General features: G+C 53.3%; 13 protein-coding genes and 1 pseudogene. All 14 read left to right on the forward strand.

The window, feature by feature from the left end:
* Positions 1 to 3: 3 nt before the first annotated feature.
* Complete coding sequence (gene pseB / locus HHJ19_RS15365) at positions 4 to 1,020, forward strand: UDP-N-acetylglucosamine 4,6-dehydratase (inverting) (RefSeq protein ID WP_296908745.1); 1,017 nt, start codon at positions 4 to 6, stop codon at positions 1,018 to 1,020.
* A complete protein-coding gene (gene pseC / locus HHJ19_RS15370; protein WP_296908746.1) occupies positions 1,017 to 2,177 on the forward strand; it encodes a UDP-4-amino-4,6-dideoxy-N-acetyl-beta-L-altrosamine transaminase in 1,161 nt (386 codons plus the stop codon). Before pseB ends, pseC begins: the two co-directional genes overlap by 4 nt.
* Positions 2,174 to 3,076: an aldo/keto reductase gene (locus HHJ19_RS15375; protein ID WP_296908747.1), complete on the forward strand. Its 903-nt coding sequence runs from the start codon at positions 2,174 to 2,176 to the stop codon at positions 3,074 to 3,076. Before pseC ends, HHJ19_RS15375 begins: the two co-directional genes overlap by 4 nt.
* Positions 3,073 to 5,100, forward strand: a complete 2,028-nt coding sequence (locus HHJ19_RS15380; RefSeq protein ID WP_296908748.1) for an aminotransferase class III-fold pyridoxal phosphate-dependent enzyme — start codon at positions 3,073 to 3,075, stop codon at positions 5,098 to 5,100. The genes HHJ19_RS15375 and HHJ19_RS15380 overlap by 4 nt, the downstream gene beginning before the upstream one ends.
* 7 nt (positions 5,101 to 5,107) lie before the next feature.
* The gene (gene pseG, locus HHJ19_RS15385) at positions 5,108 to 6,238 is read left to right on the forward strand and encodes a UDP-2,4-diacetamido-2,4,6-trideoxy-beta-L-altropyranose hydrolase (protein ID WP_296908749.1); all 1,131 of its coding nucleotides are present in this window, start codon (positions 5,108 to 5,110) and stop codon (positions 6,236 to 6,238) included.
* Positions 6,239 to 6,269: 31 nt separating this feature from the next.
* Positions 6,270 to 6,752 carry a UDP-4-amino-4,6-dideoxy-N-acetyl-beta-L-altrosamine N-acetyltransferase gene (pseH, locus tag HHJ19_RS15390; RefSeq protein WP_296908750.1) on the forward strand — a complete coding sequence of 161 codons (483 nt, stop codon included), beginning with the start codon at positions 6,270 to 6,272 and terminating at the stop codon, positions 6,750 to 6,752.
* Positions 6,753 to 6,845: 93 nt separating this feature from the next.
* Positions 6,846 to 7,486 (forward strand): annotated as a pseudogene (locus HHJ19_RS18080) (N-acetylneuraminate synthase family protein); the annotation flags it as partial.
* A 93-nt stretch (positions 7,487 to 7,579) separates the two neighbouring features.
* Positions 7,580 to 7,768: an SAF domain-containing protein gene (locus tag HHJ19_RS18085; RefSeq protein ID WP_366929417.1), complete on the forward strand. Its 189-nt coding sequence runs from the start codon at positions 7,580 to 7,582 to the stop codon at positions 7,766 to 7,768.
* Positions 7,769 to 7,826: 58 nt separating this feature from the next.
* Entirely contained in the window at positions 7,827 to 8,924 is a 1,098-nt protein-coding gene (locus tag HHJ19_RS15400; RefSeq protein WP_296908751.1) for a FemAB family protein, read from the forward strand.
* Positions 8,924 to 9,913, forward strand: coding sequence for a putative PLP-dependent aminotransferase (locus HHJ19_RS15405; RefSeq protein ID WP_296908756.1), 990 nt, complete (start codon positions 8,924 to 8,926; stop codon positions 9,911 to 9,913). Before HHJ19_RS15400 ends, HHJ19_RS15405 begins: the two co-directional genes overlap by 1 nt.
* A complete protein-coding gene (locus HHJ19_RS15410) occupies positions 9,894 to 10,622 on the forward strand; it encodes a trans-aconitate 2-methyltransferase (RefSeq protein WP_296908752.1) in 729 nt (242 codons plus the stop codon). Before HHJ19_RS15405 ends, HHJ19_RS15410 begins: the two co-directional genes overlap by 20 nt.
* 70 nt (positions 10,623 to 10,692) lie before the next feature.
* Entirely contained in the window at positions 10,693 to 11,688 is a 996-nt protein-coding gene (locus HHJ19_RS15415) for a glycosyltransferase family 52 (RefSeq protein WP_296908753.1), read from the forward strand.
* On the forward strand, positions 11,685 to 12,452 hold the full coding sequence (locus HHJ19_RS15420; RefSeq protein ID WP_296908754.1) for a bifunctional 2-polyprenyl-6-hydroxyphenol methylase/3-demethylubiquinol 3-O-methyltransferase UbiG: 768 nt from the start codon (positions 11,685 to 11,687) through the stop codon (positions 12,450 to 12,452). The genes HHJ19_RS15415 and HHJ19_RS15420 overlap by 4 nt, the downstream gene beginning before the upstream one ends.
* Positions 12,453 to 12,495: 43 nt before the next feature.
* The coding region (locus HHJ19_RS15425) for a hypothetical protein (RefSeq protein ID WP_296908755.1) at positions 12,496 to 12,823 on the forward strand (328 nt) is incomplete at its 3' end.

A 12,823-nucleotide genomic window follows, 5' to 3' on the forward strand; every position in this document is an offset into this window, starting at 1 on the left:
TCCATGCTTAATAAAAAATCCATCCTCATTACCGGCGGCACTGGTACCTTTGGCAAAGCCTTCGTCAAAACCATCTTCGAACGCTTTCCGGAGGTTAAGCGCTTGGTCGTTTTCAGCCGTGACGAACTCAAGCAGTATGAAATGGGTCAGCAATTCCTTGAGACCAGGTATCCGGTTTTGCGTTACTTTATTGGCGATGTTCGCGATGCCGATCGGTTGCGCAGGGCAATGGAGGGCATTGACATCGTCATTCACGCCGCCGCGCTCAAACAGGTACCAGCCGCCGAGTACAACCCATTTGAATGCATCAAAACCAACGTTCTCGGTGCACAGAATGTGATCGAGGCCTGCCTTGATACGAATGTGAAACGCGTGGTCGCCCTGTCTACCGACAAGGCAGCTGCGCCCATCAACCTGTACGGCGCTACCAAGCTCTGCTCAGACAAGCTATTTACGGCAGCCAACAACATCAAGGGTCACCGAGATTTGCGTTTTAGCGTGGTCCGCTACGGGAACGTCATGGGAAGTCGGGGCTCTGTGATTCCCTTTTTTCTGGAACGTCGCAAGACGGGCATGCTCCCGATCACAGACCCGGCCATGACCCGTTTCAACATCAGCCTGCAAGATGGTGTGGACATGGTGCTGTGGGCCCTGGAGCATGCCCAGGGCGGCGAAATCTTTGTGCCCAAAATACCTAGCTACCGCATCACTGACGTGGCCAAAGCGATTGGTCCGGACTGTGAACACCCCATCATCGGCATCCGCCCTGGCGAAAAGATTCATGAGGAAATGATTACCGGCAGCGACAGCTTCAACACCGTTGACCTGGGCAAGTACTTCGCCATTCTGCCGTCGGCCGGAGCCCACTCTGCAGAAAGCTACTGTGCGGTTCACGGTGGGCGACCCGTTCCGCCGGGTTTTGCCTACGACAGCGGCAGTAATACGGAATTCCTCACGGTGGAGCAATTGCAGCAATTGATTGCCGAACATGTAACTCATCCTGAAGAAAACCTCGCATGATTCCCTACGGCCGACAAGACATTACCCAGTCAGACATTGATGCCGTAGTGGCGGTGCTGCAGTCAGACTTTTTGACCCAAGGCCCTATGGTGCCCAAGTTCGAAGAGGCTGTGGCCAGTTATTGCGGCACAACGCATGCACTGGCGGTCAACAGCGCCACCTCCGCGCTGCACATCGCCTGTTTGGCCTTAGGTGTGGGTCCCGGCGACTGGTTGTGGACTTCGCCCATCACCTTTGTTGCCTCTGCCAACTGTGGCCTTTACTGTGGTGCCCAGGTTGACTTTGTTGACATTGATTCCCGCACGTATAACTTGTGCACGAAGGCGCTAGAGCAAAAACTCATCGCCGCAGAAAAAGCCGGTCGCCTGCCCAAGGTTGTGGTGCCGGTGCACCTGTGCGGCCAGCCCTGCGACATGCAAGCCATTCACACCCTGGCCCAGCGTTATAACTTCAAGATTATCGAAGACGCCTCGCATGCCATTGGTGGCAAATACAAGAACGAGCCTATCGGCAACTGCCGTTACAGCGACATCACCGTTTTCAGTTTTCACCCGGTCAAGATCATCACAACCGCGGAAGGCGGCATGGCCTTGACCAATAGCGCTGAGCTGGCCAACAAAATGGCACTTTTTCGCAGTCACGGCATAACCCGCGACCCTGCGCAAATGACCCACGAAGCCGATGGTCCTTGGTACTACCAGCAAATTGAGCTCGGCTACAACTACCGCATGACCGAACTGCAGGCTGCACTGGGCGTGAGCCAGATGCACCGTCTGGACTCCTACGTCACGCGCCGCCACCAGTTGGCTCGCCGCTACGACGAGCTGCTGCCAACTTTGCCCATAATCACTCCCTGGCAGCACCCAGACAGCTACTCAGGCCTGCACCTTTATCCAATCCGCCTGCAGCTTGACAAAGTTAGCTGCAGTCACCTTCAGGTTTTTGAGACCCTCCGCGAGCTGGGCATTGGTGTCAACCTGCACTACATTCCCGTGCATACACAACCTTATTACCAGCGAATGGGCTTTCAGCCAGATGACTTCCCGCAGGCGCAAACTTATTACCGTGAGGCGATCAGCCTGCCCATGTACCAAGCATTGACTGACGAACAACAAGACCAAGTTATGGCCGCGTTAAAAACTGCGCTCGTATTATGAAGATAGTGCTGGGGACTGTTCAATTTGGCATCGAATACGGCATTGCCAATCAAACAGGTCGAGTGCAACTTGAAGATGTCCACAATATTTTTCAACTTGCTACTAGTAATGGCGTCGATACACTGGATACCGCGATTGCCTATGGCGACAGCGAAAGTACTCTAGGTCAAGTGGGCGTTAATGGTTGGTCAGTAGTAACCAAACTATCTGCGATCCCCGAAGGTTGTGTTGATGTGGCAGGCTGGGTCGAAGCACAGATAGATGACTCGCTCAAACGTCTTGGCATTAGTCAATTGCATGGTGTGTTGCTCCATCGGCCCAAGCAATTGCTGGGCGAGCATGGAAAATCGTTGTATGAAGCGCTTCAGCACCTTAAGGTGCAGGGCATCACCCGAAAAGTTGGAGTGTCAGTCTATGCGCCCGAAGAGTTAGACATGCTTCCGGGCACAATGCAGTTTGACCTTGTACAAGCGCCCTTGAATATTCTGGATCGTCGATTAGTGGAATCTGGCTGGGCCAAAAAACTAAAAGAGCAAGGCACAGAACTGCATGTCCGCTCTGCATTCCTTCAGGGCCTGCTGTTAATGCCGGCGGGTAAACGCCCTGAGAAATTTGAGCGCTGGAACAGCGTTTGGTCAGAGTGGTCACGTTGGCTTGGTGAAACCGGGCTGACACCTCTTCAAGCATGTCTCGGCTATGTCATGGCAATTAAAGAAGTTGACAAGGTTGTCGTTGGCGTTGATAGCATCACTCAACTCAAAGAAATTTTTGCTGCCTCCCACTCAACGTTGCCAAGCCTGCCAAGCCTGCCAAGCCTGCCAAGCCTGCCAAGCCTGCCAAGCTGGCCGCGACCTATCCATACAGACCTGATCAATCCGGGTCGATGGAGTGATTTATGAAAGTCGTTGCCATTGTTCAGGCCCGCATGGGCTCAACCCGTTTGCCCAACAAAGTAATGAAGCCGATTGGCGGCATACCCATGATTGAGGTGTTGCTTACCCGCTTGGCTTGTGCCAAAGAGGCCAATGAAATTATGGTGGCCACCTCAGCGGATCCGCGTAACCAGCCCTTGGCTGATCATGTAAATGCCTTGGGCTACAAGTGCTATCGAGGCAGTGAAGATGATGTGCTTGATCGCTACGTTCAGGCCGCCAAGTCAGGAAATGCAGACGTAGTTGTGCGGATCACAGGAGACTGCCCACTGGTTGATCCTGCGTTGGTAGACGAGGTTATTCGTCAGTTCAAAGCATCCAAGGTTGACTATTTCAGTAATACCGCTCCACCGACTTTTCCGGATGGTTTGGATATTGAAGTTTTCACATTCGCCGCGCTGGAAAAAGCTGGGCAAGAAACCAGCCAACCCTTTGATCACGAACACGTAACACCCTATCTGCGTGAGTCCAGTCAATTCTTGCAAGCCGGCATGCAACACAGTGAAGATCTGTCTGACCTTCGCTGGACCGTAGATGAGCCAGCAGACTATGACGTTGTGTCAAAAATATTTGCGCACTTCGCACCCGACATCCACTTCAGCTGGCAGCAAGTTCTGCAATTGCAGCGCAGCCGACCCGAAATTTTTTATTCCAACCAAAACCTGTTTCGTAACGAAGGAGCCATTATGGGTACCGGTCAAAAACTCTGGAAACGCGCCAAGCACGTCATTCCCGGGGGCAATATGCTGCTTTCCAAGCGTGCAGAAATGTTTCTGCCGGAGCAGTGGCCCGCCTACTTCAGCAAAGCCAAGGGCTGCAAGGTATGGGACTTGGATGGCAATGAATACATTGACATGTCTATCATGGGTATCGGCACCAACATTTTGGGCTATGGCCATCCTGAGGTGGATGCGGTCGTGCAGCAAACCTTGGCTGCCGGCAACATGTCAACCTTCAACTGTCCCGAAGAGGTTTACCTGGCCGAGAAGCTGGTGGAGCTTCATCCATGGGCCAATATGGCCCGCCTCGCGCGCTCAGGTGGGGAGGCCAATGCAATCGCGATACGCATTGCACGAGCAGCATCGGGCAAAGACAAAGTGGCCGTGTGCGGTTATCACGGCTGGCACGACTGGTATTTGGCGGCCAACTTGGGTGATGACGACCACTTGGCTGGTCATTTGCTGCCGGGGCTGGAGCCCAAAGGCGTGCCGCAAAGTCTGCGCGGCACGGTCTTCCCCTTCAACTACAACAACTACGCTGAGCTTGAGACACTGGTGAACACCCAAGACATCGGCGTCATCAAGATGGAGGTGGTTCGTAACAAAGGGCCGGAAGATAACTTTTTGCACAAAGTGCGCAAGCTGGCTACAGACCGTGGCATTGTTTTGATTTTTGACGAATGCACCTCCGGCTTCCGTCAGACCTTTGGCGGTTTGCACAAGTTGTATGGCGTGGAGCCCGATATGGCCATGTTTGGCAAGGCTCTTGGCAATGGCTACGCCATCACCGCCACAATTGGTCGCCGTGAAATTATGGAGGCAGCCCAATCCACCTTCATCAGCAGTACTTTCTGGACAGAACGCATCGGTCCAAGCGCAGCGCTGAAAACGCTGGAAGTCATGGAGCGCCTGCAGTCTTGGGACACCATCACCCAGACCGGTTTGCAAATCCGCCAGAGTTGGCAGCAACTGGCGGACAAGCACGCGCTCAATATTGACCACTGGGGTTTGCCCGCGCTTACAGGTTTTACGTTCCAAAGCCCTAACGCATTAGCCTACAAGACGCTCATCACCCAAGAAATGTTAGCCAAAGGCTATCTGGCCGGCAACAGCGTTTACGTTTGTACCGAACATACGCCAGAGGTCGTAAAGGGCTTCTTCGAAGCACTCGATCCAGTGTTTGGTCTCATCAAAGAATGTGAGGAAGGTCGCGATGTGATGAGTCTGTTGAAGGGGCCGGTATGCCATGGTGGTTTCAAACGCCTCAACTAAATCGCCGATGAAAATTGCCTTCCGCGCCGATGCCTCCCTGCAAATGGGCAGTGGCCACGTCATGCGCTGCCTGACCCTTGCCGACGCACTCAAAGCTCAAGGCGCGGATTGCCACTTCATCAGCCGCGAGCACCCCGGTCACCTGCTGGAAGTTATTCGCCAGCGCGGTTATAAGGTGAATAGCCTTGTAGCGCCCGTGCAGCCTGCGCAAGAAGCTATTAAAAAAATAGTTAAAGAAGCACCAAGCCAGCAGCGAGAACCCGTCCACGCAGCCTGGCTAGGCAGCACCTGGCAGAACGATGCGCAAGAAACCGCCGCCATTCTTGCCAGCCTGCAACCCGACTGGCTGGTGGTAGACCATTACGCCCTTGACCAGCGCTGGGAAGAGGCGCTTGCGCCGCATTACCGCCAACTGCTGGTCATCGACGACCTGGCGGATCGGCCCCATCGCTGCGACCTGATTCTCGATCAAAACCTGGGGAGCCAGCCCGAGCACTACTCCTCGCTGGTGCCTGCACACTGCCAAGTGCTCACTGGTCCGCACTACGCCTTGTTGCGCCCTGAGTTTGCGGCATTGCGCCCCTACAGCCTGCAGCGTCGCCAGGCGCAGCCTGCCTTGCGCCAGTTGCTCATCACCATGGGCGGCGTCGATCAACCCAACGCCACCGGAAAAGTGTTGCAAGCCCTCAAAACTTGCGCTTTGCCAGCCGACTGCCGCATCACCGTGGTCATGGGCCTGACGGCGCCATGGTTGCAGAACGTCCGGGAACTGGCGGCACAGATGCCTTGGCCAACCGAAGTGGTCGTCAATGTCAGTGACATGGCCCAGCGAATGGCCGACAGTGATCTGGCGATTGGTGCGGCGGGCAGTACGTCGTGGGAGCGGTGTTGCTTAGGCTTGCCTACCCTAATGGTGGTGCTGGCAGAAAATCAACAACCTAGCGCCCAAGCCCTGGAAGCTGCACACGCAGCCCGTTTGATTGGGGGCGTGAGCGATATCGCGACGCAACTGCCATTGGCAGCCGCTGAACTGATCGATTCAGATTGCCAGAGCCAGATGAGTCTTGCCGCCAGTGCGATCACCAACGGGCAGGGCGTTGAAAAAATCCTGAACGCCATGGGAGTGCTCAATGCCTGAATCAACCCCAGTCTCATCTCAAATTCGGCCCATGGTTCATGCAGATCTGGAACGGGTGCTGGCTTGGCGCAACCATCCAGACGTTCGACGCAATATGTACACCCAGCATGAAATCACGCTAGATGAACATCAGCGCTGGTTTGAACGCACCTTGCCAGACCCGAAAAAACACTTGCTGATTTTTGAAGAGAACCATCAGCCCCTGGGGTTTGTGAACTTCAATGAGGTAGGAAACGGGGGCCTTGCCGACTGGGGTTTTTATGCGGCACCCGATGCACCCAAAGGCAGCGGACGGCAACTTGGCCGCGCAGCGCTCAACCATGCCTTCAGCCAACTCAAACTCCACAAAGTCTGTGGCCAGGCGCTGGCGTACAACCATCGTTCCATCCAGTTTCACCAATCCTTGGGTTTTCAGCAGGAAGGCAACTTGCGCGATCAGCATTTTGACGGTGAGTGCTATCACCACGTCATCTGCTTTGGCCTGCTATGCCATGAATGGCAACCCAACCCCTAAGACATAAGAGAGAACACCATGTCGAATCATCCCAATATCACCATCGCAGGTCGTCGGATTGCCGTTGACGAACCGCCCTACGTCATCGCCGAAATGTCCGCCAACCACAACGGCAACATTGAAACCGCTTTCAAAATCATCGAGGCCGCCAAACAGGCTGGTGCAGATGCCGTAAAACTGCAAACCTACCGCCCCGACACCATCACACTAAATTGCGATACGGATGACTTTCGCATTCACGGCGGCCTATGGGATGGAAAAACGCTTTATGAGCTATATGAAGAAGCCCACATGCCGTGGGAGTGGCACGCCCCCCTGTTTGCGCATGCCCGCACACACGCAATGCACCGGCCTACAAGATCGCATCTTTTGAAGCGGTTGATCACGCACTGATCAAATACGTCGCTAGCACCGGCAAACCCATGATCATCTCCACCGGCATGGCCGATGCCGAAGAGATTCAGGAAGCCATTGATGCCGCACGCGAAGGCGGCTGCAAGGAACTGGCTATCCTGCACTGCGTCAGCGGCTACCCCGCGCCGGCAGAAGACTACAACTTGCACACCATCCCCGACATGATCGAGCGCTTTGGTCTGGTCACAGGCTTGTCTGACCACACGCTGGACAACACCACCGCAATAACCAGTGTGGCTATGGGCGCGGCCATCATCGAAAAGCATTTCACGCTGGACCGCAGCGGTGGCGGGCCGGACGACAGTTTCTCGCTGGAACCTGCGGAATTGACCGCCCTGTGCAAAGACAGCAAAACGGCGTGGGCAGCGCTGGGCAAGGTTGATTACGGGCGTAAATCGAGCGAGCAGGGAAATGTGAAATTTCGACGGTCGCTGTATTTCGTCAAGAATCTGCAAGCGGGCGAAATCATTTCACATGATGCGGTACGCAGCGTGCGGCCTGGGTTTGGTGCGGCGCCGATGTATCTTGATGTGGTGATTGGCAAGCGGGTTAAAACCGGCACTGCTGCGAATACGCCAGTTTTACTTGAGAACCTTCAGTGAGGAATGACATCAGAGCCTACAACGCAGCGGCCTCAACCCAAGCATTCGCTAGATAGAGATGCTGCCCATTAAAGATACCATTTACGCCGCGCTAAAAGCCGCTGATCTTGACGCTGTGATGCAGTGTGAATATCCCGAAGTGTGGGACCGAGTCTGGCACTCCCTGCCCTACCAAAGCGTGGCTTATTCCATCTCAATGATCGAATACCAGCGCGCCTACTTTCGGGGCGCCGGTTGGACGCTATATGACGCTAGCTTGGTGCTGCGTATCGACGGGCGCCCTTGCGCCCTTTGGCCGTTGTCGCTAGGCGGCCCTAACGGCAGCCCGCGAATCACTAGCGCCGGCGCCGTTGTGATGGCGCCCGTCTTCGCGCCAGGCCTATCGCCACGCGTAGTCAAGAAGATCTGCGCCCGCGCCATCGCCTTCATGCGCTTGTTGTGCGTCGAGCAAGGCTTGGCCGAACCGGTGCTAGAGCAAGGCCCCGCGCCTGGACTGGTCACTGAGGGGGCCAGCGAGTGGCACCAGCAATTGCTGGCCGCAGGTGCCACAGTCATGCTGCGGCACGATCTGTACGCCGACTTACGGCCCGCGTTACCGGACATACGAGCCAGCGTCCGTAAGAGCTTCCGACCGCTAATCAATGTGGGCTTGCGCAACTGGTCCATCTTTGTTCTCGATCAAAGCAACGTAAGTGACACAGTGTGGGCGGAATTCAAGCAACTGCACCGTAACGTTTCCGGTCGCATCACCCGCAATGACGAGACCTGGGCCCGACAGAACACGATGCTAAGTAAGGGCGAAGCATTCTTGGTCGGCCTGCGCGACCAAGCCGACCGGCGCCTGGTCGGGGCCGGCTTTTTCCAGTGCACCCGCGACGAAGGCCTGTATGCCGTAGGCGCCTATGACCGCTCGCTATTCGACAAGCCGCTGGGTCATGTGGTGCAGCAGCGCGCCATCGAGACGATGAAGGCGCGCGGCCTGCGCTGGTATTGCCTCGGCGAACGGCACTACCCGCAGTACCAGCCGAAGCCAACCGACAAGGAAGTGACCATCGCAGCATTCAAGCAAGGCTTTGCCAGCAATCAGTTTTGTCGTTTTGAGTTTCGTCTGCCATTTGCGAACCGCGACGCGATCAGTATTGCGGGACAAGTATGATGCCCACTCGATTCTTTCTGTGGCCTCAGTCAATGAATCTTTCGGCGAGAGATTTAGTTGGACCCCCGTGCACGTCTAAAGAAATTGAAGCAAAGCTGCGCACTCTCTTTCCTAGCAGCGAGCCCGTTTTGTTCTCAAGCGCGCGAGCCGGGCTCACTGCCGTTCTCGAAGTTCTGGGGCTGTCCAGACCGGATCTGATCTGGACGCCACCGTTTTCCAGTCATTGCGTACTTGAGGCTATCGCACATGTTTGCACCCCTATTCCAGTCGTTGCCGAGGTGGGCGACATCGCCGCAGCGCTTGTTTATCACCAATGGGGGCACATAAATCAATCTAGTTTTTCTTCGAATGTCAGGATCATCGAGGACTCAGTTGACAGCCTGCTGATCCCAGGGTCATCACCCTTTGCCATTGGTGGCGATTTTGCGCTTTGGTCACTACCCAAGGTGTTGGGCACACAATCCGGGGGCGTCGTATTTTGCCGGCATGCCGAACGCGCGAGCGCTTTGCGCGCCTTACGCGCCAGCAGGTCGTCCTCCGCGCTACAAGCGTTCCTGCGATGGCGTTCAAAATCGAGTGCACTCGCAGCAACTTACTGGAACGGTGCTGAAGCGCTGCAGGGGGAATTGGTCATGCCGCTACGCCGTCAGGCCCTTCGTCGTCTTAAAGCTATCTACCAAGTCACAGAGGAGCGGTTATCTCTCCTCAGGCATATCTCACTCGACCTCAGCCGGTCATACGAACGAACTGGCCGACTGCCATCTAATTTGCCAATGAGGTTGCCGTCCGAGTGGCAGCATGTTTGGGGTCCATCGGGGCTTGTGAGTGCCGGGCTGAGATCGTTCAACGTTGCGCGCACCAGTCCTGACACGAACTGGGTTCGGGTCGCGCCGCTGCCGGTTCACATGGACGTCTCGCGTGTGCATCTTCAAAAAATATTCCAACACCTAAACCTAAAGGTCAGTTCCAATGAGTTCGACATCGTTTGACAATTACGCTCGGCTTGCACGACTGCAGGACGCTGACAACATTGAGGTCGCCGGCCGATACCGCTTTCAGTCGTCGGCAGAGCGACGCATCATCATGGATGTCACAAAAAAGCTCGTCCTAGATTGTGACGACACACTATTGGAGATCGGGTGTGGCCCGGGTAACCTGCTTCTGCCTTTGAGCTACCAAGTAGCCGGTTCTGCGGGTATCGACAACCATGCAGCACTGGCGCGACTGACTGCACGGTGCGGACCATCAATGCAAATCGAAACCTATCCAGGCGACTTTCTTACGATGGCACTGCCAGGCATTCCTTTTTCGAAAATCCTTGTCTACTCGGTCCTGCAGTACGTTGAAAATCAGTCGTCAGCTATCCAATTTTTGCAACGCGCATTGTCTTTACTGCGCCCTGGCGGTCGGCTGCTGCTTGGTGACTTACCCAACCAGGACAAGAAACGCCGGTTTACCGTATCGCAGTCAGGCGAGATTGCCTCGAAAGAGTGGCAAGCACTTGTCGCAAGTGCGGGCACCCATCCGTTGTCCGGTCTAACGACAGACGAGCGCCTGCTGGTGGTGGATGATGATCTCTTGCTTACGCTGCTGAAATGCGGACGCGCGGCGGGTTATGAGTCTTATCTGTTAGCCCAGCCTGCAGGTCTGCCCTTTGGTCATACGAGGGAAGATATTCTCTTTATTGCACCCAATTAATACCTTGTACTTTTGTTATATCTCCATAGATTAGTCGCGTGAATGCGCAACTATTTATTAACTTCATCCAATGACTGAAAAGGCCCTTATATTTTGCAGAACGCCGCTGCAGGCGCTCATCATAAACTGTTTGTTGCAATTAATTAATTATGAAGTTGTTGTCCTTTATTGCCCTGTCAGCAATAACATTAAACATAATTATTATTTTGAGAAAATAAAAACCACGCAAAAGTACTTTGTAGCAAGGCAGCAATGGAGATTTTCAGATACATTAACTGACGCCATTGCATGGTGGAGAATTCCACTAACAATTCGACAAACTAAATTTAGTCACTTGTTGGCTGCCAGTATAGGATCTATACCATTTAGTTTTTTTGCGGGCAGAAATAAAGATGCAAAAATATATACTTTTGACGATGGAAGTTTTAATGTTTCATTGAGTACTTTTAGCAACTGGATTAATTCTGAACCTGTAACTCGTCGGCTGGTTAAGATTTTATTCGGGGGGTGTAATAATATTGATATGCTCGATAAGGTAGCGCGGCACTACACTATTTACGAAAACAAATTTGTGGTGGGTTTCAAATGCCCTATTGAAGAGTTGAATTTATTTGACGACGTCAGTAAACAAAAGTCCACCCGGAAAAATAAGAGCGTAAGAATTTTGCTTGGTTCATTGTTTTCTGATAGTGATATTCAATCGCGGCACGATAAAATCTTGCAATCAGTTAAATTCGATCTGATATTGCCACACCCTAGTGACAAACACAATTTACCGGTTGTGGCAGATTTTTTGGATTCAATAGAAGGGTTTGATCCAGCCAAAATGATCGCGGAGGATTTGGTTCTATTATTAATATCGACTGGATTTGTTCCGGTAACATATGGATTTAATTCAACGGCCCTGATTAATTTGGCTCGCCATAGTCGGGTAATCAGTATAATTCTCGATCCAAAATATAATACTATCGCCTCAAGGATGATGTCTGACTTGAATATTCGGCGGATGTTTTGCTATGCCAAAAATGAGAAATTGAAACGTATGATCACTAGGCAGATTGCATGAAACTTACTGATAAAAAGCGCTGGCGCTATAATGCAAATTGGGGTAGTCGCAGCACCATTGACATGGTGAAGCGGCGTGATGAGTGGCTGGCGATTGTTCGTCGTATTTTGCCCGATGCTCCTTTACGTTATTTGGAGTTGGGGTGCGCGCCTGGCCTTTATACAGCCGCACTGGCAGAGGGCACGCAGTGGAATATTTCGGGTATCGATTTCTCAGTCGATGCGCAGCGGTTTGTCGACACGTTGGCAGTTGTTGGAAAGCAAGTTTCATTGCACCACATGGACATGTTCGTCGAGCGTATCGATGAACAATTCGACGTCGTCTGCAGCTTCGGACTCGTCGAGCACTTTCGTGGGGCGACTCTCGAATCGGTACTGCAACTCCATGATTCGTACATTTATGAGGGCGGTTACGTTGTTCTAGAGATGCCGAATTTCACAGGGTTCCAATATTTTTGGCATTACCTATTTGATCGACCAGATTTGGATAACCATAATGTGGATGTGATGCAGCCAGCAGCCATGTTATGGTTCAAGGAACGTGGTTACGAAATTTTGTTTAATGACTATGTCGGGGTAATGCGCTTATGGGGTAATACGGGATGGCTTAAATACTGGATTTTGGGTAAGTTAGTTGCGGCGGTGGCAGTAAGTTTGAGTAAAGTGGCCCGAATTTTGGATAGATTTGGAATCAAATTGCGTGGTCGATCGTGGTCACCTGACTTTTTGATGATTGCCCGAAAAATTCGGGTTGAAGCCAGATAGCATGAACATAAGCAAGCCTGATGCTTCTAGATGCGTGAGGCGGGTGACGCAGGTGCTCTATTCCGGTCTTGGTGGCCATGCCAGTGTGGCATTCAGCTTGCTGGCTGGTGATATTGAGGGGCAATGGCAGCCAGCATTGTTATTTGTTGGCATAGAACCTCTCGCACCCGGCTATCGGCAACTATGTGAATTGCTGGAGTTGCCGTTTGAGTGCATTCAGTCTAGGCAGGGACAACCATGGTGTACTTGGCCGGCGATTTATTTGGCGCTGCGGCGCCAGCGGCCGGATGTCGTGGTGCTGCACAGCGTCAGCAGCCTCTTGCCCGTGGCGCTCTATTGCTTTACGCACAGAAAAAGGTTGGTGGACGTCG

This window comes from Polaromonas sp., from assembly GCF_012927415.1.
GTDB lineage: Bacteria > Pseudomonadota > Gammaproteobacteria > Burkholderiales > Burkholderiaceae_C > Polaromonas.